Annotated in this window: 22 protein-coding genes; 6 read left to right on the top strand and 16 right to left on the bottom strand. The window is 66.9% G+C overall.

The annotated features are described in order from the left end of the window. Positions 1-13: 13 nt before the first annotated feature. A complete protein-coding gene (dksA, locus tag AB6730_RS17890) occupies positions 14-1,144 on the bottom strand; it encodes an RNA polymerase-binding protein DksA (protein ID WP_371024950.1) in 1,131 nt (376 codons plus the stop codon). Positions 1,145-1,314: 170 nt separating this feature from the next. Between dksA and yidD the strand changes: the two genes are divergently transcribed. Genes yidD through AB6730_RS17875 form a run of 3 tightly spaced genes read left to right on the top strand, consistent with a single transcriptional unit; the run spans position 1,315 to position 3,639 of the window. Further along, positions 1,315-1,521 (top strand): membrane protein insertion efficiency factor YidD, encoded by a 207-nt coding sequence (gene yidD / locus AB6730_RS17885; RefSeq protein WP_371024960.1) that lies wholly within the window; start codon positions 1,315-1,317, stop codon positions 1,519-1,521. Next, a complete protein-coding gene (locus AB6730_RS17880) occupies positions 1,514-2,851 on the top strand; it encodes a dihydroorotase (RefSeq protein ID WP_371024949.1) in 1,338 nt (445 codons plus the stop codon). The genes yidD and AB6730_RS17880 overlap by 8 nt, the downstream gene beginning before the upstream one ends. Continuing rightward, positions 2,848-3,639, top strand: coding sequence for a M23 family metallopeptidase (locus AB6730_RS17875; RefSeq protein ID WP_371024948.1), 792 nt, complete (start codon positions 2,848-2,850; stop codon positions 3,637-3,639). Before AB6730_RS17880 ends, AB6730_RS17875 begins: the two co-directional genes overlap by 4 nt. 9 nt (positions 3,640-3,648) lie before the next feature. Here the strand turns inward: AB6730_RS17875 and folE2 are convergent, their stop codons facing one another. The 7 genes from folE2 to efp form a co-directional block, all read right to left on the bottom strand. Next, positions 3,649-4,587, bottom strand: a complete 939-nt coding sequence (folE2, locus tag AB6730_RS17870) for a GTP cyclohydrolase FolE2 (RefSeq protein WP_371024947.1) — start codon at positions 4,585-4,587, stop codon at positions 3,649-3,651. 98 nt (positions 4,588-4,685) lie between these two features. Then, a complete protein-coding gene (locus AB6730_RS17865) occupies positions 4,686-5,522 on the bottom strand; it encodes a squalene/phytoene synthase family protein (protein ID WP_371024946.1) in 837 nt (278 codons plus the stop codon). Then, complete coding sequence (locus tag AB6730_RS17860; protein ID WP_371024945.1) at positions 5,519-6,199, bottom strand: HAD family hydrolase; 681 nt, start codon at positions 6,197-6,199, stop codon at positions 5,519-5,521. Before AB6730_RS17860 ends, AB6730_RS17865 begins: the two co-directional genes overlap by 4 nt. Continuing rightward, a complete protein-coding gene (gene ubiG, locus AB6730_RS17855) occupies positions 6,196-6,903 on the bottom strand; it encodes a bifunctional 2-polyprenyl-6-hydroxyphenol methylase/3-demethylubiquinol 3-O-methyltransferase UbiG (protein WP_371024944.1) in 708 nt (235 codons plus the stop codon). The genes AB6730_RS17860 and ubiG overlap by 4 nt, the downstream gene beginning before the upstream one ends. 3 nt (positions 6,904-6,906) lie before the next feature. After that, positions 6,907-7,191, bottom strand: coding sequence for a YciI family protein (locus AB6730_RS17850; protein ID WP_371024943.1), 285 nt, complete (start codon positions 7,189-7,191; stop codon positions 6,907-6,909). Then, complete coding sequence (locus tag AB6730_RS17845; RefSeq protein WP_371024942.1) at positions 7,188-8,525, bottom strand: TRZ/ATZ family hydrolase; 1,338 nt, start codon at positions 8,523-8,525, stop codon at positions 7,188-7,190. Before AB6730_RS17845 ends, AB6730_RS17850 begins: the two co-directional genes overlap by 4 nt. Positions 8,526-8,620: 95 nt before the next feature. Next, a complete protein-coding gene (efp, locus tag AB6730_RS17840) occupies positions 8,621-9,199 on the bottom strand; it encodes an elongation factor P (protein WP_371024941.1) in 579 nt (192 codons plus the stop codon). Between the two features lie 88 nt (positions 9,200-9,287). Between efp and epmB the strand changes: the two genes are divergently transcribed. Continuing rightward, entirely contained in the window at positions 9,288-10,313 is a 1,026-nt protein-coding gene (gene epmB / locus AB6730_RS17835; RefSeq protein WP_371024940.1) for an EF-P beta-lysylation protein EpmB, read from the top strand. Positions 10,314-10,412: 99 nt separating this feature from the next. Further along, positions 10,413-12,476 (top strand): EAL domain-containing protein, encoded by a 2,064-nt coding sequence (locus AB6730_RS17830; protein WP_371024939.1) that lies wholly within the window; start codon positions 10,413-10,415, stop codon positions 12,474-12,476. Between the two features lie 220 nt (positions 12,477-12,696). Here the strand turns inward: AB6730_RS17830 and rplS are convergent, their stop codons facing one another. The 5 genes from rplS to ffh all read right to left on the bottom strand — a co-directional run bounded on the left by rplS (position 12,697) and on the right by ffh (position 16,180). Further along, positions 12,697-13,092 (bottom strand): 50S ribosomal protein L19, encoded by a 396-nt coding sequence (rplS, locus tag AB6730_RS17825; RefSeq protein WP_371024938.1) that lies wholly within the window; start codon positions 13,090-13,092, stop codon positions 12,697-12,699. 34 nt (positions 13,093-13,126) lie between these two features. Then, entirely contained in the window at positions 13,127-13,888 is a 762-nt protein-coding gene (gene trmD / locus AB6730_RS17820; RefSeq protein ID WP_371024937.1) for a tRNA (guanosine(37)-N1)-methyltransferase TrmD, read from the bottom strand. Positions 13,889-13,907: 19 nt separating this feature from the next. After that, complete coding sequence (rimM, locus tag AB6730_RS17815) at positions 13,908-14,423, bottom strand: ribosome maturation factor RimM (protein WP_371024936.1); 516 nt, start codon at positions 14,421-14,423, stop codon at positions 13,908-13,910. Next, a complete protein-coding gene (rpsP, locus tag AB6730_RS17810) occupies positions 14,423-14,674 on the bottom strand; it encodes a 30S ribosomal protein S16 (protein WP_029213716.1) in 252 nt (83 codons plus the stop codon). The genes rimM and rpsP overlap by 1 nt, the downstream gene beginning before the upstream one ends. Before the next feature lie 126 nt (positions 14,675-14,800). After that, positions 14,801-16,180 carry a signal recognition particle protein gene (gene ffh, locus AB6730_RS17805; RefSeq protein ID WP_371024935.1) on the bottom strand — a complete coding sequence of 460 codons (1,380 nt, stop codon included), beginning with the start codon at positions 16,178-16,180 and terminating at the stop codon, positions 14,801-14,803. A gap of 121 nt (positions 16,181-16,301) precedes the next feature. Here ffh and AB6730_RS17800 point away from each other — a divergent pair, with 121 nt between their 5' ends. Continuing rightward, positions 16,302-17,099 (top strand): inner membrane protein YpjD, encoded by a 798-nt coding sequence (locus tag AB6730_RS17800; RefSeq protein ID WP_371024934.1) that lies wholly within the window; start codon positions 16,302-16,304, stop codon positions 17,097-17,099. 143 nt (positions 17,100-17,242) lie between these two features. Here the strand turns inward: AB6730_RS17800 and radA are convergent, their stop codons facing one another. The 3 genes from radA to AB6730_RS17785 all read right to left on the bottom strand — a co-directional run bounded on the left by radA (position 17,243) and on the right by AB6730_RS17785 (position 20,879). Continuing rightward, positions 17,243-18,631, bottom strand: coding sequence for a DNA repair protein RadA (radA, locus tag AB6730_RS17795; protein WP_371024933.1), 1,389 nt, complete (start codon positions 18,629-18,631; stop codon positions 17,243-17,245). Between the two features lie 82 nt (positions 18,632-18,713). Next, on the bottom strand, positions 18,714-19,802 hold the full coding sequence (gene alr / locus AB6730_RS17790; protein WP_371024932.1) for an alanine racemase: 1,089 nt from the start codon (positions 19,800-19,802) through the stop codon (positions 18,714-18,716). Positions 19,803-19,910: 108 nt separating this feature from the next. Further along, positions 19,911-20,879 (bottom strand): CsgG/HfaB family protein, encoded by a 969-nt coding sequence (locus AB6730_RS17785; RefSeq protein WP_371024931.1) that lies wholly within the window; start codon positions 20,877-20,879, stop codon positions 19,911-19,913. Positions 20,880-20,904: the final 25 nt, after the last annotated feature.

Below are 20,904 nucleotides of genomic sequence, written 5' to 3'. Positions count from 1 at the left end.
CGACGGGATGGAATCAGTCGCCCATCTGCTTCTGCAGGTGTTCGCGGCGCTCCTGTGCATCGAGCGACAGCGTGGCGATGGGGCGGGCGTCGAGACGGTCCACGCCGATTTCCTCGTCGGTTTCCTCGCAGAAACCATAGCGGCCTTCCTCGATCCGGCGAAGGGCCTTGTCGATCTTGGAGATCAGCTTGCGGTAACGGTCGCGCGTACGCAGCTCGAGCGAGTTCTCGGTCTCGCGCGTGGCGCGTTCGGCTTCGTCACCCACGTCACGGACTTCCTCACGGAGGTTGTCCATCGTCTGGCGCGATTCCTCGACCAGCTGTTCGCGCCAGTCCTTCAGCTTGTTGCGGAAATAGGCTAGCTGACGAGGATTCATGTACTCCTCGTCGTCGTTCGGCTTGTAACCCTTGGGCAGGTCGATGACGGTGGAAGCCGGCAGCGCATAGCGGCCGTCTTCGCGCGTGATGCCGTTGTCGGCGGTATTGGAGGCAGTGCTATTCATGCTGGATTGAGCGGACTTCTCGTTTCTGGATGAGGTGGAGCTGCCCACCGCGGACGCCGTCCGGGGTGTCGCAGCGGCAACGGCCGATGCCGTGCGCCCCTTCTCGGGCGCGGCGGCGAGGGTGGCCGTTGCGGTCTTCTTGGCTGCCGGCGTGGACACCGGAGCGGGTGCGGCCTTTACAGGCGCCGCGGATGTCTTCTTCGCGGGGGTCGCGGGCGTCTTCTTCGCCGGCGTCTTCTTCGCCGGCGCCTTGGTCACGGCGGGCGCCGCTTTCTTCGCCGGGGCGGCGGGAGCGGGCTTCGCCGCCGCCTTGGTGGCCACCTTCGCAGCCGGCTTCGGTGTCGCCTTGGGCGCCTCCGTCTTGGCCGTCTTCGCCGGCGCCGCCTTCAGCGGGGCTTTCGCGGGGACTTTCTTCGCCACCGGTTTCGGTGTCGTCTTCTTGGCAGGCGCCGCGGCCTTCTTCGGGGCGGCCTTGGCGGCCGTCTTCGTCGCGGACTTGACCGCGGCCTGGACGGCCTTCTTCGCCGGCGCCTTGGCCGCCTTCACCGCGGCCACGGTCTTCCTGGTCGCCTTCACATCACCGGCCCCGCCCTTCTTGGCGGCACCTTTGGCAGCTGTGGAACTACGAGCGTTTTTCGCCATTTCCTTCACCTCGGTGGCCGTGGCGGCGGGGTGTTATAGCCCAGATGCGTTACCCCAGCAACCTATCTTCTGGGATACTGTCGATTGGCCCTACGCCGGTCGACACCGGACCCACAGTGACCCGCCTCCTCTTATCCCTGCTCTCTGCGTACAAACGGTGGTTGAGCCCGATGCTGGGGGCCCGATGCCGGTTCCATCCATCCTGTTCCGATTATGCACGGGTTGCCATAGCGCGCTTCGGCCCGATGCGTGGCTCCATCCTGGGCGCGTGGCGCATCCTGCGCTGCCAGCCGCTGTGCGAAGGCGGCCACGACCCCGTTCCGGAACATTTCATCCTGCGCCGCTGCGGCGCCCAAGGAGCACATACCCATGACTGACGCCTGGCTCATCAAGAACGCCGAACTGGTCAACGAAGGCCGGCGTTTCACCGCCGACGTCCGCCTCCGCGACGGAAAAATCGCGACCATCGCGCAGAGTCTGGAAAAAGATCGTGACGAGGAGGTTATCGACGCCTCCGGCCTGTGGCTTCTGCCGGGGATGATCGACGACCAGGTCCACTTCCGCGAGCCCGGCCTCACCCAGAAGGCCGATATCGCCAGCGAATCCCGCGCCTGCGCCGCCGGTGGCATCACCAGCTTCATGGAAATGCCCAACACCAAGCCGCCCGCGCTGGACCGCGACTCGCTGGAAGCGAAATACGCCCGCGCCGCGGAAACCTCCGTGGTCAACTACGCGTTCTACCTCGGCGCCAGTAACGACAACCTGGAAGCTATCCGCGCGCTCGACCCGAAGAGCGCCCCCGGCATCAAGGTCTTCATGGGTGCCTCGACGGGCAACATGCTGGTCGACAACCCGGAAACCCTCGACCACATCTTCCGCGACGCACCCACGCCGATCATCACGCATTGCGAAGACACGCCGATGATCGACGCCAACCTGGCGAAGGCGCATGCGGTGTACGGCGAGGACATCCCCGCCCGCGAACACCCCCTGATCCGTTCGCGCGAAGCCTGCATCAAGTCCACCCGGCTGGCCATATCCCTGGCGAAGAAGCACGGCACCCGCCTGCACGTGCTGCACATCTCCACCGCTGACGAACTCGCCCTGTTCGAACCGGGTCCGATCGAAGGCAAGAAGATCACCGCCGAGACCTGCGTGCACTTCCTGCACTTCGCGGCGCCGGACTACGAGCGCCTCGGTTTCCTGATCAAGTGCAATCCGGCGGTCAAGGACGAAGCCGACCGCGAGGCCATCACGAAGGCGCTGGCCGAGGGCCGGCTCGATGTGCTCGCGACGGACCACGCGCCGCACCTGCTCGAGGAAAAGGCACAGAAGTACGACAAGGCGCCGTCGGGCCTTCCGCTGGTGCAGTTCGCCCTTCAGGCGGCACTGGAGCGGGTGTTCGAAGGCAAGCTCACCCTGGAGCGCGTCGTCGAGGCGGTCAGCCACGCGCCGGCCAAGCTGTTCGACGTCGACAAGCGCGGCTTTCTCCGCGAAGGCTACGCGGCCGACCTCGTGCTGGTGGACCCGAAGCGCCGGCACACGGTGACGCGCGAGGAAGTCCTGTCCAAGTGTGGCTGGTCGCCGTTCGAAGGCACGACGTTCAGCAGCAGCATCGCCGCCACCTTCGTCAATGGCCTGCGCGTGTGGGACGGCGAGAACGTGGACGGCAAGGTCCGCGGGCAGCGTCTCGCGTTCGATCGATGAGACGATTCGCAAGCGCATTCGCCGCGCTCGTGCTTCCCGCGCTCGCGATCGCGGCGGTCCCCGACCTTCCTGCCAGCGTCTCGCAAGGCGGTCTCGTCATCGGCCACGTGACGCCCGGTACGCGTGTCACCGTGGCCGGCAAGCCGGTGCATGTGGGCGACGACGGCCTCTTCGTCTTTGGCGCCGGGCGCGATGAACGCGGGCCCATCGTCGTCACCCTCGGAAATATGCGACGAAGCCTCACGGTCTCGCCGCGTGACTGGCCTGTCGAGCGCGTGAACGGCGTCCCGCCGAAAACGGTGAACCCGCCGCCGGAGATCGCCGCGCGGATCGAGCGCGAGCAGGCCGAGGTGGTCGCCGCGCGCGATCGCGACGATGCCCGCGAGGACTTCGTCCATGGCTTCATCTGGCCGGTGAACGGACGCATCAGCGGACGCTTCGGCAACCAGCGGATCTACAACGGCGATCCCAAGGCGCCGCATTCGGGCATGGACATCGCCGTGCCCGAAGGCACCCCGGTGAAAGCCCCGGCCGATGGCGTGATCACCTTCGCCAAGCCGGGCCTCTACCTCACCGGCGGCACGGTGCTGCTCGACCACGGCTTCGGCCTGTCGTCGAACTTCCTGCACCTGTCGCGTATCGACGTGAAGGTCGGCCAGTACGTGCGCCAGGGCCAGGTGATCGGCGCGGCGGGCAGGACCGGGCGAGCCACGGGTCCGCACCTGCACTGGGGCTTCAACTGGTTCGGCACGCGCCTCGATCCGCTGCTGCTGCCGGGCATCCACTGAGCGGCTGGGTCAACCCGGTGTTTTCGGGGGCACCTTCGAAGCGAACGCCACCGCGTCGTGCGGGTGCAGGCTCTCGTGATGGGCTACGCGGAGGTGGAAGTCGGCGATGTTCGGGTCGGCTTCCAGCGCTTTCTGGATACGCCGCGCGGCATCCTCGCAGAACATGAGGTTCTGTCCATTGGCAAGCGCAAAGGCCTGTTCGTCCGCGCGCTTCACCGCCGTTTGCACAGGCGTGCCCAGCGCCGATTCCACGTTGTCGATCATGCCGATCAGCGGGAACACGCCCTCGCCCACGGGACGCACGCGGATGGTGGCGGTGCTGCGCTGCGCATGCGGCGTGGCGACGATGCCCTGCTCCGTGCCCAGCCAGGCGAGTATCGTCTCGCGGTCCAGCGGTTCACCCGCCGAGAACGTCTTCGCGAAATTGTCCTGGATCAGCTGGCGCGACAACGCCGCCGAAGCCGGGCAGGTCGACGAATAGAGGACGTCCGTCGTGATCTCGATGCGGAAAGCGTCGCCGCTCAGCGTCGCGTCGATGGTGATCGGATAGGCGCGCCAGCCACTGTTCTCGCTGCGAAGCGACTTGCGACGCACCAGGTGCTCGAAACCGATGGTGATCCGTGCGTGGTCCGACAAGCCCTCGTGCGAGGCCAGGAACGATTCCAGGAGCGCGCGGATACCGCCGATCGTGAGCGGTCCGGCCGAAAGCGCATCCGAGACCAGCAGGTAAAGCCGCGACATGTGGATGCCACGCGCTTCCGGCTTGTTGAGGTTGACGAAGGCTCCCACCCTGGCGCCCGTGGAGCGTATGTCGCCATCCCCCGCGTCGAAGGCGACGGGCATCTCCATGCCGTCCATACCGACCCAGTCGAGCGTGCCGATGGCCAGGGCATGCTCCTGCGACGCCACGTCGGGCAGCAGGCGGGTCGGGGAATCGTGGATGTACATCGGGGAATATCCTTGGGACGTGCCGGTATCCGGCTTACCGTGCCCGAGATGGGGGCCAGGAGGATGGGCTCAATGGTGCTTTCGGGGAAACGAAGCGTTCAGGTAAATCGTGCGGCATGACGCGCCGCAAGCCAGGCGCGGAGGGCGGTGGCCGGACCGGAGCGCGATTGGCGGCGGTGCAGTTCGGCCAGCGGTTCGCCTGCGCGCGCGGCGCCACGGGCCGTGGAAAGCGCCGTACGGCCCTCCAGGCCGCGGAAGGTGCTGAGGGGCTCGCCCAACGCCAGCGCCTCGCGTAGCCCGCCGGCGAGTTCACCCAGCTGCGCACGCAACGCCTCGCGCCGCGCCGGGGAATCGGCCTTCAGGTGCGCCCGCGCGAGACCGTGGCGGGCCAGCCGCGTCATCGGCAGGGGCAAGCGTTCACGTTCGGCGTCCAGTTCCAGCCGCGACAACGCGAAGACGAGGTGCGACAGCGTGGCGATCCGCGAGGCCGATTCCACGGGCGCGCCGGGGCCGAACCACCAAGCGTTTTCCAGCGCCGCCAGCGCGCCGTGCAGGCCACGGGACGCGGCGACCTGGGCGCTGAAATCCGACGGCGTGCCTTGCTCCAGCTGCGCCATGGCCGCAAGCACGGGGGCCAGCCACAGGTTCGCGGGGATGGCGCGTGCGCGGTCGCTGCCGAACAGCAGCTTGGTGAGCGGGTGGCGGCCACCGCTGGCGGCGGCGCCGGAGAGTTCTTCCGCCCACCATTGGAGCTTGGCCGCGGCCACCTGCGGCTCACGGATGCCATAGGCCGAGGAGACCAGTTCCTGTTCGAGCGCGGCCAGCGCGATGCGCTCGTCTCGCGTGCGCTCGTCCACGAAGCCGAGTGCGACCCGCTGTTGCGGCTGCACCGCGAGCCACTTGTCGACGAAGCTCCCGGTCGCACCGTCGATCACGCGGCAACCTCCCCCACCCCGAGCAGGACGGCCAGTTCATCGGCATGATCCAGCACGGCATCGGCACCCCAGGCATCCGGATCGCCACCATCGAGGTAGCCCCAGCGCACGGCCACCGTGAAGAGCCCGGCGGCGTGGCCCGCAAGGACGTCGCGGCGATCGTCGCCCACGTACACCGAGCGGGTGGGATCGCAGCCCGCCAGCGCGCAGGCGTGCAGCACGGGGGCGGGATCGGGCTTCTTCACCGGCAACGTATCGCCGGAGACGACGGCGGCCGGCTTCCAGTGCGGAACGGCCCGCGGCAGCAAGGCGTCGGTAAGGAAGCCTGGCTTGTTGGTGACGATGCCCCAGCGGATGCCCGCCGCGTCGAGCGCGGCAAGCAAGGGCTCGACGCCGTCGAAGACCACGGTGTGGCTGGCCATGCACGCCTCGTACAGTTCGAGGTAGCGCGGAACGAGCTTCAGCAGGTCGTCCGGGGCGATGCCCGGGAAACCGGCGCCGATGATGGCGCGCGATCCTCGCGAGACCACCGGACGCACGCGTTCGTACGGCGGCGGTGCGATGCCCTGCTCCTCGCACAGTTCGAGCAAGGCCGCGTACAACTCGTGGGCGCTATCGAGCAGGGTACCGTCGAGATCGAAGAACACGCCCTCGGGCTTGAACGGAAGCGGGCTCATGCCGTCTTCCTGGCCGCCAGCACATAGTTCACCGCCGTGTTGGACGACAGGCTGGCGTTGCGCGTGAGCGGGTTGTAGGCCAGGCCCTTGATGTCCTCCAGCTCGAGGTCGAAGCGGCGCAGCATCGTGGCGACTTCCGAAGGCTTGAGGAATTGCGCGTAGTGATGCGTGCCACGCGGCAGCAGGCGCATGAGGTATTCGGCGCCCACGATCGCCGCGCCGAACGCGGCCGGCGTGCGGTTGAGCGTGGACAGGAACAACTGGCCACCGGGCTTGAGCATCGCCGCGAGATCGCGGACCAGTTCGGCCGGATCGGGCACGTGCTCGATCAGTTCCATGCAGCAAACCACGTCGAACGACGCCGGCTCGGCTTCCGCCAGCTCCGTGGACGACTGCACGCGGTAATCGACCTTCACGTTCGACTCGAACAAGTGCAGCTTCGCGATCTCGATGAGCTTTTCACCGAGGTCGATCGCCGTGACGTTCGCGCCGGCGCGCGCCAGCGCTTCGCTGAGCAGGCCGCCGCCGCAGCCGATGTCCGCCACCTTCGCGCCACGCAGGTTGGCGCGGCCGGCGACATAGGCGGCGCGTACGGGGTTGAGGTCATGCAAGGGACGCGATTCGCCATCCGGGTCCCACCAGCGCGCGGCGAGCTTTTCGAAGCGCGAGATTTCTTCCGCATTGACGTTGGTGTTGTTCTGCATGGTTCAGTCCTTCGGCACGAAGCGCCGCGCACGCCATTCATGCACGGTGAGCGTCGATGAGCCGGTGATGTGCAGCGGGTCGGAGTGCGTGATCTGCACCGCGGTGGCGAGGTCGGTCGCGCGCAGGATGTATGCGCCGCCGCTGCCATCGGTGAACGGGCCGGTGAGTTCGAGCAGGTCCTGCTCGATCAGGTCGGCGAGGAAGGCCTGGTGCGCTTCGCCCGCTTCCGGCTTGAAGCCTGGATTGCGCATGGCGAGCACGAGGTAGAGGTGCAAGGGGTCGTTCATGCTGGATCCTCCGCGGCGATGCGTTCGCGCCAGGCACGCGCCTTGGCGCGGATGGCGGCGGTGTCGATGCCCACGAGTTCGCCCGTGGCGAGCTTGCGGACTCCATCGATCCACACGTCGCTGACCTGGTGGCGGCCGGTGGCATAGACCAGCTGCGACGCCACATGGTAGAGCGGCTGGGTTTCCAGGGCGTCGAGACGCACGGCCACGAGGTCGGCGCGCTTGCCCGGCTCGATCGAACCCACCCGGTCGCCCAGGCCGATCGCCTTCGCGCCGTTGAGCGTCGCGGCACGCAATGCATAGGCGGCGTCGAAGGCCGCGGCGTCGCCCGCCACGGCCTTGGCCAGGAGCGCGGCGGTACGCATCTCGCCGAACATGTCCAGGTCGTTGTTCGAGGCGCAGCCATCGGTGCCGATGCAGACGTTCACGCCGGCGGCACGCAGTTTTTCGGCGGGGCAGAAGCCCGAGGCCAGCTTCAGGTTGGATTCGGGGCAATGCACCACGGAAACCCCGGCGACGGCACAAGCGGCGATCTCGCCATCCGTGAGCTGGGTCATGTGCACCGCCACCAGGCGCTCGTTGACGATGCCGAGCTTCTGCAAGCGCGCGAACGGACGGATGCCGTCCTTCGCCACGGCCTCTTCCACTTCGTGCGCCGTCTCGTGCGTGTGCAGGTGGACGGGGATGTCGAGCTGGTCGGCCAGGATGCGGATACGCTCGAAGTTCTCGTCCGAGACCGTGTACGGTGCATGCGGCACGAAGGCCGTCGTGAGCAGGGGCTCGCCGCGCAAGGCGTCGTGTACCTCGACGGCGCGACTGAAGTATTCGTCGGACGTGGTCGCCCAGGCCGTGGGGAAATCGATCACCGGCAAGCCGATGACCGCACGAAAACCCATGCGGCGGTAGGTGGCCGCGATCACGTCGGGAAAGAAGTAGTTCTCGTTGGCGCAGGTGGTGCCGCCGCGGATCATTTCGGCCACGGCGAGTTCGACGCCGTCGCGAATGAATTCCGGGCCCATCACGCGGCCTTCCGCCGGCCAGATGTGTTCCTGCAACCAGGTCATCAACGGCAGGTCGTCGGCCAGGCCGCGCAACAGGGTCATCGGGTTGTGCGTGTGCGCGTTGATCAGTCCGGGGATGAGCGCGTGCTCGGGCAGCTCGATCCGTTCGCGCGGCGCATAGGCCGCGCGCGCGGCGGCGATCGGCAGCACCGCCAGGATCTCGCCGCCGTGCACGGCGACCGCATGGTCGTCGAGGACCACGGCGTGCGGCTCGACGGGGACGACCCAGCGGGCCTCGATGAGGAGGTCGATGTCGGTAGGGCTGGCGGTCATTCGGGGCCTCGGTGGGGAAACGGGAGCCTCATACAAGAACGGCACGGCGCCCTTGGGGCCGCCGTGCCGCGATACCAGGCAAAACGCTGGTGGCCTTACTTGACGCGGCTGTCGTACTCGCCGGTGCGGGTATCGACCTTGATCAGTTCGTCCTGGTTGACGAAGAGCGGTACGCGGACGACGGCGCCGGTCTCGAGCGTGGCCGGCTTGCCGCCACCGCCGGAGGTGTCGCCACGGACGCCCGGATCGGTCTCGACGATCTTCAGCTCGACGAACTTGGGCGGCGTCACGGCGATGATATTGCCGTTGAACAGCGTCACCACGCATTCCTCGTCGCCCTTGAGCCACTTCCAGGCATCGCCCATCGCGGCGAGGTTCGCACGGTACTGCTCGAAGGTTTCCGAGTGCATGAACACCCACTCGCGCTCGCTGCCGGAGCCCTCGACGTACGAGAACTGGGCATCGGTGTCGACGGCATCGGCTTCCTCGAACGAATCGCTGGACTTCAGCGTCTGCTCGGTGGTGCGGCCATCCTTGAGGTTGCGGATGCGGATGCGGGTGAAGGCCTGGCCCTTGCCCGGCTTGATGAAGTCGGCTTCGGTGATGATCCACGGATCGCCGTTGTGAAGGATCTTCTTGCCCGTTTTGACATCATTGAGGCCAAGGGTCGCCATGCGCTTTCTGCTCCAGGGTTAAATCCGCCCCGCTGGGCGGCTAAAATGGGGTCTGTCACGGGCTCCTGGGCCCGATCCAAGGTCCGTAATGATAACCGCAAGCCCCACTTCCCGCCTATCGCCGCCCCTTCCTGGCTGGCGCGAGCTGTGGCGGGATGCCATCACCGATGCCGGGGAACTGCTGGCCGCCGTGGGCCTGGGCCACCGGTCCGACCTGCTTCCCCCGGACGACGCGGGCTTCCCGCTCCGCGTGCCGCGGGGCTTCGTGGCGCGCATGCGCCACGGCGATCCTTCCGATCCGCTGCTCCTGCAAGTGCTGCCCCGGGCGGCCGAGCACGATGTGGCGGAAGGATTCGCCATCGACGCGGTCGGCGACATGGCGGCGCGCGCCGGGCAAGGCCTGCTGCACAAATACGACGGGCGGGCGCTGCTGATCGCCAGCGGCAGCTGTGCCGTGAACTGCCGCTACTGCTTTCGCCGGCACTTCCCCTACGGCGAGGAAATCGCCGCGGCGGCCCAATGGCGCGAGGCGCTGGCGCACGTGCGGGCGGACACGTCCATCCGCGAATTGATCCTGTCCGGCGGCGACCCGCTGTCGCTGTCCACGCACAAGCTCCAGGAACTCACGCGCGGGCTCGCCGACCTGCCCCACGTGATCCGGCTGCGCATCCATACCCGGCTACCCGTGGTCCTGCCCGAGCGGGTCGACGAGGCCTTCACGGAGTGGCTGGCCGCGTTGCCCCTGCAGAAAGTGGTCGTGCTGCACGCCAATCATGCGAACGAGTTCGACGACGCCGTGGACGCCGCCTGCGTCCGCCTGCGCGCCGCGGGAGCCACCTTGCTGAACCAGTCGGTCCTGCTGCGTGGGATCAACGACGATGCGGACGCCCTGGCGAGCCTCTGCGAGCGCACTTTCGCCGCCGGCGTGCTGCCTTATTACCTGCACCAGCTCGACAAGGTCCAGGGCGCCGCCCACTTCGAGGTGGACGATGTCCGGGCCCTCGCCCTCGTGGACGAGTTGCGCGCCCGCCTGCCGGGTTTCCTCGTGCCCAAGCTGGTACGCGAACTGCCGGGCGATGCCTCCAAGCGACCTATTGCCGATTTCGCGCGTTAGTATGGGCGGCATCCGGTCAGCATGACCTGACCGGACGCGCTGGGGGGAGCGGGCCGGCAAGCCGGTTCGCGGGGTGGGCAAGCGGTCATTCGGAACGGCATGAAACACGACAACGTCATCAGGATCCTCTTCATCGAGAACTCGGTGGAAGACGCCGAACTCTTGATCAACGTATTGCGCAACGGCGGTATCGCCGTTCGCCCCGCCCGCGCGACGAACGCGGACGAAATCCGGACTGCGCTCGACGATATCGGGCCGGACCTCGTCCTCATGAATCCCGGCGTGCCGGGCATCGACGCCGGCGCGGTGATGCGCCAGCTCGACGCCAGCGGCCGCGACCTCGCCCTGATCGCCGTGGTGGACAGCCTGCACGACGACGCCATCGCCGACCTCTTCGCCAATGGCTCCCGTGGCGTGGCCTTGCGCAAGCGTCCGGACCAGGTGCTGGCCGTGGTCCGTCGTGAATTCGACGCCTTGTCCACCCGCCGCCAGGTGCGCCGGCTGGAAACCTCGCTGCGCGAGACCGAGCGCCGCTGCGACGCGCTGCTCGATTCGTCGCGCGACGCCATCGCCTATGTCCACGAAGGCATGCACGTGCGCGTGAACCAGGCCTACCTGGAAGCCTTCGGGCTCGCCGAGTTCGACGACATCATCGGCCTGCCCATCCTCGACCTGGTGGCCGGCACGCACGCCGATGAGTTCAAGGCCGTCCTGCGCGGCCTTTCCAAGGGCGACAAGACACCGCCGCCGATGGAATTGCTCGCGCGCCGCGACGATGGCGGCACCTTCAAGGCCATGGTCGAGTTCGCCCATGCCACCTTCGAAGGCGAGTCCTGCCTGCAGATCGTGTTCCGCCAGCAGACCGTCGATGCGGCCCTGGTGGCCCAGCTGCAACGCGACCCCGTTACCGGCCTGTTCAATCGCGCGCACACGCTCGCGCACATCGACGAGGCGGTGGCCGCTGCCGCGGCGGGACGTGCCGGGCAGGCCGTGGTCCTGCTCGAACCGGACAACTGGAAGGACATCGTGGCCAGCACGGGCATCGGCAACGCCGACCACCTGCTCGCCGCGATCGCCGCCAAGGTCAATGAATCGATCGACGACGAGGACGTGGCCGGCGTACTCGGCGATCACACGCTGGGACTGGTGCTCCATTCACGTGGCGACCTCGAACATGCCGCGCTCACGGAACGCCTGCGCCACGCCGTTGCCGAAAGCATCTTCGACGCCGGCTCACGCTCGCTGACGGTCACCATCACGCTCGGCGGAACGTTGCTGGCCGAAAAGAACGCGAATACGGAAACCGTACTCGACCAGGCCAGTACGGCCTTGCGGGCCGCGCAGAACCAGGGCGGCAACCGCGTGGAACTGCACGACCCCAGCGCGCGCGAGAAGGCCGACGCGGAACGCGAGCAATACTGGCTGGACCTCGTTCGCCAGGCGCTCGCCGAGGACGGCCTGCGCCTGTACCACCAGCAGATCATCAGCCTGCAGGACGCCGCGGGTGAATTCTACGAGATCCTGGTCCGCATGCGGGGGCCGAAGGGCGACGTACTGCCGTCGTATTTCTTCCCGGTGGCGGAACGCAACGGCCTGCTGCCCGCGATCGATCGCTGGGTGCTCGGCCATGCGATCGACGCCCTCGCCCACCGCGAGAACGACGGCCTGACCACGACCTATTTCGTGAAGATGACCCTGCAGTCGCTGGAAGATCCCGACCTGCTGCCCTGGCTCGTCCGCCGCCTCGAATCGGCGAACCTGCGCCGGAGCAAGCTGGTGATCGAGATGCCGGAATCGAAGGTGCTCACGAGCCTGCGCCCCACCCAGGAATTCGTGAGCGGCTGGCGCAAGGCGGGTGGCGGTTTCGCCATCGAGCAGTTCGGCTCCGGCCTGAACTCCTTCCAGATGCTCAACCACGTCGAGGCCGACTTCCTGAAGATCGACCGCAGCTTCATGACCGACCTGCCGCAGCACCCGGAAAACCAGAAGAAGATCGCGGAGATCTGCAAGGAAGGCCATGCCTCCGGTAAGCAGACCGTGGCCGAGTGGGTAGAGGACGCCGTCAGCACGTCGCTGCTGTTCGCCTGCGGCGTGGACTTCATCCAGGGCAACTTCCTGCAGGAGCCCGCGAAAGTCCTGGCCGAGGAATACATGCCGGTTTAACGGCGACTGGTGGGAACCGACCTTCGTGACTGGTGGGAGCCGACCTTGTCGGCGATCCCGCGGCAGCGGGCCAGTTCGAGGCAAGCACCCATCGCCGGCATAGCCGGCTCCCACCGAGCAGGTGCCACCGCATAGCGCCCGAGCGACGCCCACCAAGTTGCCACAACAAAAAAAGCCCGCGATCGCTCGCGGGCTTTTTCTTTCGCCTTGCGGCAACCGATTACTCGGCGACGGCGGCGGCCTTCTTCGCGGCCTTGGCGGCAGCGGCGGCGGCGACGTCTTCCTTGATGCGGGCAGCCTTGCCTTCCAGGCCACGCAGGTAGTACAGCTTCGCGCCGCGGACCTTGCCCTTGCGCTTCACTTCGACCGAGTCGATCGCACGGCTGTGCGACTGGAACACGCGCTCGACACCGGTGCCGTGCGAGATCTTGCGCACGGTGAAGGCGGAGTGCAGGCCGCGGCTGCGCTTGGCGATGACGATACCTTCGAACGCCTGGACGCGCTCGCGGTTACCTTCCTTCACCTTGACGTTGACGATCACGGTGTCGCCAGGACCGAAATCCGGCAGCTGGCGGGTGATCTGCTCGGCTTCGAACTGTTGGAGAAGTTTGTTCATGGCACACCTGTCGCAATTGTTTACGGCGACCGAGTTATTCGGCCGCACCGTTTGGCCGTGCGTAGTCACGGCGGAATTCATCCAGCAATGCCCTCGACTCATCGTCGAGCGCACACTGCGTTAACAGATCCGGCCGGCGTAGCCAGGTACGACCCAGCGACTGCTTGCGACGCCAGCGGCGGATGGCCGCGTGATCGCCGGAAAGCAGCACCTCCGGCACGCCACCCCATGCGTCGTGCTGCACGGGACGGGTGTAATGCGGGCAATCCAGCAAGCCATCCGAGAAGGAGTCCTGCTGGGCGGATTGCGCGTCGTTCAACGCGCCTTCCTGTAGACGACCCACCGCATCGATGATCACCGCTGCGCCGAGTTCACCGCCAGACAGCACATAATCGCCGATTGAGAGCTCCTCGTCGACCTCGTGCTCGAGCAGGCGTTCGTCCACACCCTCGTAACGTCCGCAGATCAGGGCGATTCGCGGCATCTCGGCCAGCGCTTCCACCCGTTTCTGCGTCAGCCGCGCACCTTGCGGACTGAGGTAAATCACGTGCACCGGCTCCGGTGCCGCCTCGCGAATCGCCGCGAGCGCCGCCCGCAACGGTTCGATCAGCATCACCATGCCCGGTCCACCCCCGAAGGGCCGGCCGTCCACGGTGCGGTAGTTGTCGGTGGCGAAGTCGCGAGGGTTCCAGGCTTCCACCTGTAACAGTTCGCGCTGCTGCGCCCTGCCGACCACCCCGATCGCGGCCGACTGGCGGACGAAATCGGGAAACAGCGAAACCACGTCGATGCGCATGATCTTCAGGTATCGCTGTTCAGAACTCGGGGTCCCAGTCCACCACGATGCGCCCGGCGTCGAAATCGACCGAATGCACGTAGGGGCCCTGGACGAACGGAATCAATCGTTCCCTGTCGCCGTCCTTCACCACCATGACGTCGTTGGCGCCGGTGGCGAAAAGATGACTCACCCGCCCCAGGTTCGTGTTCTCCGTGGTGACGACCTCGAGACCCTCGAGATCGGTCCAGTAGAACTCGCCTGGCGAGGGCGGCGGCAGCGTGTCGCGCGAGACCGTGATCTCGCAGCCGACCAGCGCAGCCGCCTGGTCGCGATCCTCGATACCCGGCAGGCTGGCGACGATGCCCTTGCCCTGCGCGTGTCCTCGGACTCCGTCCATCTTCCGTTCCACGCCCGGCGCGGTCAGCAGCCAGGGCTGGTAACGAAAAATCTGGATGCGGGGCTCGGTCCAACTTTCGAGCTTGACCTGACCCTGCACGCCGTGGAGCCCGACAATGCGTCCGACACGGACGCGCTTCCCGGACTCCGTCGACATCAAGCAGCCAGCTTGCCGGCTTCCTTCACGAGGGCACGGACCTTGTCGGTCAGCTGCGCACCCTTCGCCACCCAGGCCTGGACCTTGGCGACGTCGAGTTCGAGGCGCTTGTCGGCGCCCGAAGCAACCGGGTTGTAGTAGCCGACACGCTCGATGTTACGACCGTCGCGCGGGCTGCGCTGGTCGGTCACAACGACGTGATAAAACGGACGGCCCTTGGCGCCACCGCGCGAAAGACGAATCTTGACCATAAGTTACGAGCTCCAGAATGCCGCAGACCGGCAAGGCGCGCGCGAGAAGCGGGCGCGGTAAAGCCGGACATTTTAGCGAAAGTTTCCAAAAATGGAAGGGGGTTCAGCCCCTTCCGCAAATAGCGCTCAGCGCGGCGGCATCATCCCGCCCATGCCGCCCATGCCCTTCATGGCGCCGCGCATCTGGCGAAGAAGACCCTTGCTGCCACCCTTGGACAGCTTGGACATCATCTTTTCCATCTGCATGAACTGCTTGAGCAGGCGGTTCACGTCCGCCGGCTGGGTACCCGAGCCCCGCGCGACGCGGGCCTTGCGCGATCCATTGAGGAGATCCGGGTGACGGCGCTCCTTTTTGGTCATGGAACCGATGATGGCGACCATGCGCTTGAGTTCGTTGTCGTTGACCTTGGACTTCACGCTGTCCGGAATGCTGGACATGCCCGGCAATTTGTCCATGAGACCGGCGAGGCCGCCCATGTTGCTCATCTGCTCGAGCTGGTCGCGCATATCGTTGAGATCGAAGCGCTTGCCCTTGATGACCTTCTCGGCGAGCTTCTGCGCCTTTTCCTGGTCGACCTTGCGCTCGACTTCCTCGACCAGCGACAGGACGTCGCCCATGCCGAGGATGCGCTGTGCCACGCGATCCGGGTGGAAGGGTTCCAGGGCGTCGCTCTTCTCGCCCGCACCGAGGAACTTGATCGGACGGCCGGTGATGTAACGCACGGACAGGGCGGCACCACCGCGGGCGTCGCCATCGGTCTTGGTCAGCACGACGCCGGTGAGCGGCAGCGCGTCGGCGAAGGCCTTGGCCACGTTGGCGGCATCCTGGCCCGTCATCGAATCGACGACGAACAGGGTTTCGATGGGATCGAGGGCGCCGTGGAGGGCCTTGATCTCGCCCATCATCGCTTCGTCGACGTGCAGGCGGCCGGCGGTATCGACCAGCAGCACGTCGATCACCTCGCGGCGGGCGGCGGCGACGGCCGCCTTCGCGATGGCGACGGGGTCCTGGCCGGCTTCCGAGGGGAAGAACGAGACGTCGACCTGGGTGGCCAGGGTGCGCAGCTGTTCGATGGCGGCCGGACGATAGACGTCGCAGCTGACGACCATCACGCGCTTCTTCTTGCGCTCCTTGAGGAACCGGGCGAGCTTGCCCACCGTGGTGGTCTTGCCGGCGCCCTGCAGGCCCGCCATCAGGACGATCGCCGGCGGTTGTGCCGCCAGGTTCAGTTCCGTGTTGGCGGCACCCATGAGGGTGGTCAGTTCGTCGCTGACGACCTTGACCAGGGCCTGGCCGGGCGAAAGGCTTTTCAGCACTTCCTGGCCGACCGCGCGTACCTTCACGCGCTCGATGAGCGCCTTCACCACCGGCAGGGCCACGTCGGCCTCGAGCAGGGCGATGCGCACCTCGCGCAGGGTCTCGCGGATGTTTTCCTCGGTCAGCCGGCCGCGACCACGCAGGCGGTTGACGGTTTCGGAAAGGCGTTGGCTGAGCGATTCGAACATGGGGATTCGGGTCGGAATGCTGTAAACGACGGATTATAGCGGACTCCCGCCATGCCGCGCCGCTTCGAATGCCAACGTGTCGCATTCACGCTGCCGGGTGGCTATGCCACACTGCGCGTCCATGATCGTCACCATCCTCTCGCTGGCCGCCGTCGCCTTCTACCTGTCCGCCGCGGGCGTGCTCGCGCGGCCGCTGGCGACAGGCGGACAACCGTTGGCCCGCGTCGGCATGGCGCTGGCGACGGTTGCCGCGCTGGCGCATGCCGCGCTGCTGCTCACGGCCCATCGCGGCACCCTGGACCTGCATTTCTTCGCCGCCCTGTCGCTCGTCGCCTGGATCGCCTCGGCCCTGACCCTGGTGGTGAACCTGTCGCGGCCCGTCGCCGGGCTGGGCATCCTGATCTTCCCGCTGTCCGCCGCGTTCCTCGCCGTGGATGCCTTCCTGGCACCGCGCACGGCGCCGGAGTCGATGAGCTGGCAGATCGAATTGCACGTGACGATCGCCGTGTTCGCCTTTGGCATCCTCTCGATCGCCGCGGCGCTGGCGATCCTGCTCGCGATCCAGGAGCGGGCCCTGCGGCGCAGCCGTTTCGGCCACTGGCTGCGCGCCCTGCCCCCGCTCACGCTCACCGAGGTGCTGCTGTTCCGCCTGATCGCGGTGGGTTTCGTGCTGCTGACGCTCACGCTGATCACCGGCGCGCTCTTCGTCGGCGACCTGTTCGGCCAGCACCTGGTGCACAAGACGGTGCTGTCGATCATCGCCTGGATCGTCTTCGGGGTACTGCTGTGGGGCCGCTGGAAGTACGGCTGGCGTGGCATCCGTGCGGTGTACCTCACGCTGATCGGAATGGGCATCCTGTTGCTTGCCTTCTTCGGCACGAAGGCGGTGCTGGAGTTGATCCTGCACCGCACGGCGTAGTCGCCCCCCGGAGTGCACGTCCGCTTTGGCGGGACCGATGCTGTTGTGGGAGCCGCTTCAGCGGCGATTGGGGACTTGCCGCAACCGGGCCCGCTGCCGCGGGATCGCCGACAAGTCGGCTCCCACAGGGTTGATTCACGCTGTCAATCGCGGCTGGCGTCGATCGCTTGTGAGAGGCGTTCCACGCCGATGACTTCCATCTCGCCCACGCGGCCACGCTTGGGCGCGTTCGCCGCGGGGACCACGGCGCGGCGGAAGCCATGCGTCGCCGCTTCTTTCAGACGTTCTTCGCCATTCGGCACCGGCCGTATCTCGCCCGACAGTCCGACTTCGCCGAACGCGATGGTTTTCTCCGGCAGGGGCCGGTCGCGCAAGCTCGACAGGACCGCCATCAGCACAGGGACATCCGAAGCGGTTTCCTGCACGCGGATACCGCCGACCACGTTGACGAAGACGTCCTGGTCGTAGGCGGCCACGCCGCCGTGACGGTGCAACACGGCGAGCAGCATCGCCAGGCGATTCTGCTCCAGGCCCAGGACGACGCGGCGTGGGTTGCCCAGCGACGATTGGTCGACCAGCGCCTGCACTTCCACGAGCAAGGGACGGGTGCCCTCGCGGGTGACCATCACCGCGCTGCCGGCCGTAGGCCCCGAGTGCGCGGAAAGGAAGATCGCCGACGGATTGGGGACCTCGCGCAAGCCCTTCTCGGACATCGCGAACACGCCGAGTTCGTTGACGGCGCCGAAGCGGTTCTTGAAGGCGCGCAGCACCCGGAACCGGCTACCGGATTCACCCTCGAAATACAGCACCGCGTCGACCATGTGCTCCAACACGCGCGGACCGGCGATACCACCCTCCTTGGTCACATGGCCCACCAGGAAGACCGAGGTACCTGTCTCCTTGGCGAAACGCGTGAGCTTTGCCGCCGATTCGCGCACCTGGCTCACCGAGCCCGGGGCCGCGGTGAGCAGTTCCGTCCAGATCGTCTGGATCGAGTCGATCACCAGTACGCGCGGCCGCGCCGAAGCCGCCTGCTCCAGGATGCGCTCGATGCACGTCTCCGCCAACGCGTGCAGCGGAGCGAGCGGAAGATCCAGCCGCTGGGCGCGTCCGGCGACCTGTGCCAGCGATTCCTCGCCGGTGACGTACAGGCTCGGCAGAACCGCGCCCAACGTGCCGAGCATCTGCAGGAGCAGGGTCGACTTGCCGATCCCGGGGTCGCCGCCGATCAGCACCACCGATCCATCGACCAGGCCGCCACCCAGGACGCGGTCCAGCTCACCGATGCCCGTGTTCGTGCGCGCCTCGGCGGTAAGCAACACCTCGGTGAGTGGCGTGATCCTGGGCGCGCCCGCCGCTTCGCCGGCATAGCCGCCACGGCGCGCGCCGGTCGACACCGCGTTCGGCTTCGCCGCCTGCACGACGAACTCGGACAGGACGTTCCACTCGTTGCACTCGGCACACTGGCCCTGCCACTTGCTGTGTTCGGCGCCGCACTGGGTGCAAACGTAGGCGGTCTTGGCCTTGGCCATCGTTCGGGATATCCGTGGAAAAGTAGACGCTATATAGCGCGTGGCCGTCGCAAGGGACGATACGCTAAGAAATCGGCCGCGGTCATGCCTCGTCTTCGACGAAGAGTACGCGCCGGGTCATGCCACAGGTGAGATCGTAGGAGATCGTGCCGGCCGACGCCGCCACCGTTTCCACCGGCAGGCCATCGCCCCACAGCGTCACCCTGTCGCCGACACGCGCATCCGGGACCAGGCGCAGGTCCAGCGTGATCAGGTCCATCGACACCCTTCCGACCAGCGGTGCGATCCGCCCGTTGACCAGCACCGGCGTACCGGCTGCCGCGCTGCGTGGGTAGCCGTCGCCATAGCCGATCGCGGCGACGCCCACCGCCATGTCCTCGGGGCAGACGTAGGTGCCGTTGTAGCCCACGCGCTCGCCTTTCGCGAGGTGGCTGATCGCCACGAGGCGCGTTGTCAGAGACATGGCGGGACGGAAACCGAAATCGGCGCCCGAACGTCCTTCCACGACCGATAACCCGTACAACAGGCCACCGGTGCGTACCCAGTCGCCACGCGCGTCCGGCCAGCCGAGTACGGCCGCCGAGTTGGACAGCGCCCGCGGGCCCTGGAGACCTTCGGTGGCCTCCCTGAAGCGGGCGATCTGCAACGCCGTGTCCCGCCCTTCGAACTCCTCCGACGAGGCGAAGTGGGTCATGAGGCCGACGTCGCGGTCGATCGCGGGCATCGCGAGCACGGCGGCATGGACCTCGCGAGCGCGCTCCGGTGGAAAGCCCAGCCGGTGCATGCCGGTATCCACCTTGATCCAGACCCGCAGCGGCCCACGGGCTGGATCGGCCCTGGCCAGCCAGGGTAACTGTGCGTCGTGATGGATCAACGCCTCCAGGCGCAGGCGCTGCATCTCGGCGATGTCGGAAGGCGTATCCGGCCCTGAAAGCACCACGATCCGCTGTCGATGCCCCGCCGCACGTAAACGCAAGCCATCGGCGATGGCCGCCACGGCGAACGCCTCGGACTCACCATCGAGCGCGCGGGCCACACGTTCCAACCCATGGCCGTAGGCATCCGCCTTGACCACCGCCATGACCCTGGCGCGGCCCGCGAGCTCGCGGACGCGGGCGAGGTTGTGGCGCAGTGCACCGAGATGGATGGTCGCGACGGTGGTACGGCTCATGGCTATCGAAGCAACGCGGTAGTGATCGGTCGCCCAGTCTAGCCGTAACGATTGGGCGACCGTATGGCGCAAAGATGGCGCGTCACGGCGGATAGCGCGTCACCTGGGTTACCGCGCGAGGTCGAAATCAGCCGACGATACCCAGCCGCGATTGCCGTGCTCGTCCTCCACTTCCCACATGAGCCCGATCCGATCGCCCGTCGGATACACGAGCATGCCGGGTTCGAGCGAACGGACCGTCTTGCCCTTCCCGTCCGCCTTGGCGGACATGCGGCTGGCGACACGCATCGTGCCGGACTGCCGGCTATTCGCCGCCGACGCATCGGACGGCAGGCCGCCCAGCTCGGAAACGAGCTTGGTGTACGCGTCGAGGTAAGCCATGGTGATGACCTGTCCCTGGGTGGTGTTCGTATACCCACCGAGGCCTGCGGACCCCAGGCTCTGGCTACCCCACATATTGCCCTGGCCTCCGAGTCCGATATCGTTCTTTTCGCCGTGCCCTTCCACCATCGCCACCTGTTCGGAAGAACGCACGTCCGTGACCGTGAGGGTCACGTCGGCGGTCTTGGAACTGAGCTTGACCGAACCGGCGATACGTCCCGCCGTTCCGCCAAGCACGCTCTGCGCGAGGCCGGAAATGCCACCGCCACCGGCATCGCGGTTGCTATCGACCAGGTCGGGCACGAGAACGTAGTCGGCCGCCTTCACCTGGCCCTTCCCGATGTTCGAGCCACCACGCAATTCCCCACCCGAGGCCAGCGCTCGTTCACGCATGGCGGCATCCATGCCACTGCTGCGATCGACGAGGGTGAAACAACCGGACTTCGAGACGAACACCTTGATGAGCTTCGTCGGCGCCGGCAGTTGCTGCCCCGTCCACCACTTCAATGCCGCCTCGGGCTCGATGACCGAGATGGAACCCAGCTTTTTCGTGCAATGGGGAATCTGCGCCACCTTCGCATCGTGTTCCTTGTTCTTCTTGTTGAAGAACGGCAGTCCCGCGTGGGCAGGCGAGGCCAGCGAGGCGCAGAACGCCGCGGCCGCGACGATCGCGGCCGGCCTGATGAGAAATTCCATGGTCGATCCTTTGCTGAGGGCGATG

The sequence above is a fragment of the Luteibacter sp. RCC_6_2 genome, assembly GCF_041360655.1.
Lineage (GTDB): Bacteria > Pseudomonadota > Gammaproteobacteria > Xanthomonadales > Rhodanobacteraceae > Luteibacter.
The sequence above is the reverse complement of the archived record's forward strand: the minus strand, read 5'-3'. Positions and strand labels throughout refer to the sequence as shown.

Bases quoted from the DNA above. Each gene is read 5' to 3' on its own strand.
- dksA (WP_371024950.1), bottom strand. From the start codon at position 1,144: ATGGCGAAAAACGCTCGTAGTTCCACAGCTGCCAAAGGTGCCGCCAAG.
- yidD (WP_371024960.1), top strand. From the start codon at position 1,315: ATGCTGGGGGCCCGATGCCGGTTCCATCCATCCTGTTCCGATTATGCA.
- AB6730_RS17880 (WP_371024949.1), top strand. From the start codon at position 1,514: ATGACTGACGCCTGGCTCATCAAGAACGCCGAACTGGTCAACGAAGGC.
- AB6730_RS17875 (WP_371024948.1), top strand. From the start codon at position 2,848: ATGAGACGATTCGCAAGCGCATTCGCCGCGCTCGTGCTTCCCGCGCTC.
- folE2 (WP_371024947.1), bottom strand. From the start codon at position 4,587: ATGTACATCCACGATTCCCCGACCCGCCTGCTGCCCGACGTGGCGTCG.
- AB6730_RS17860 (WP_371024945.1), bottom strand. From the start codon at position 6,199: ATGAGCCCGCTTCCGTTCAAGCCCGAGGGCGTGTTCTTCGATCTCGAC.
- ubiG (WP_371024944.1), bottom strand. From the start codon at position 6,903: ATGCAGAACAACACCAACGTCAATGCGGAAGAAATCTCGCGCTTCGAA.
- AB6730_RS17850 (WP_371024943.1), bottom strand. From the start codon at position 7,191: ATGAACGACCCCTTGCACCTCTACCTCGTGCTCGCCATGCGCAATCCA.
- AB6730_RS17845 (WP_371024942.1), bottom strand. From the start codon at position 8,525: ATGACCGCCAGCCCTACCGACATCGACCTCCTCATCGAGGCCCGCTGG.
- efp (WP_371024941.1), bottom strand. From the start codon at position 9,199: ATGGCGACCCTTGGCCTCAATGATGTCAAAACGGGCAAGAAGATCCTT.
- epmB (WP_371024940.1), top strand. From the start codon at position 9,288: ATGATAACCGCAAGCCCCACTTCCCGCCTATCGCCGCCCCTTCCTGGC.
- AB6730_RS17830 (WP_371024939.1), top strand. From the start codon at position 10,413: ATGAAACACGACAACGTCATCAGGATCCTCTTCATCGAGAACTCGGTG.
- rplS (WP_371024938.1), bottom strand. From the start codon at position 13,092: ATGAACAAACTTCTCCAACAGTTCGAAGCCGAGCAGATCACCCGCCAG.
- trmD (WP_371024937.1), bottom strand. From the start codon at position 13,888: ATGCGCATCGACGTGGTTTCGCTGTTTCCCGATTTCGTCCGCCAGTCG.
- rimM (WP_371024936.1), bottom strand. From the start codon at position 14,423: ATGTCGACGGAGTCCGGGAAGCGCGTCCGTGTCGGACGCATTGTCGGG.
- rpsP (WP_029213716.1), bottom strand. From the start codon at position 14,674: ATGGTCAAGATTCGTCTTTCGCGCGGTGGCGCCAAGGGCCGTCCGTTT.
- ffh (WP_371024935.1), bottom strand. From the start codon at position 16,180: ATGTTCGAATCGCTCAGCCAACGCCTTTCCGAAACCGTCAACCGCCTG.
- AB6730_RS17800 (WP_371024934.1), top strand. From the start codon at position 16,302: ATGATCGTCACCATCCTCTCGCTGGCCGCCGTCGCCTTCTACCTGTCC.
- radA (WP_371024933.1), bottom strand. From the start codon at position 18,631: ATGGCCAAGGCCAAGACCGCCTACGTTTGCACCCAGTGCGGCGCCGAA.
- alr (WP_371024932.1), bottom strand. From the start codon at position 19,802: ATGAGCCGTACCACCGTCGCGACCATCCATCTCGGTGCACTGCGCCAC.
- AB6730_RS17785 (WP_371024931.1), bottom strand. From the start codon at position 20,879: ATGGAATTTCTCATCAGGCCGGCCGCGATCGTCGCGGCCGCGGCGTTC.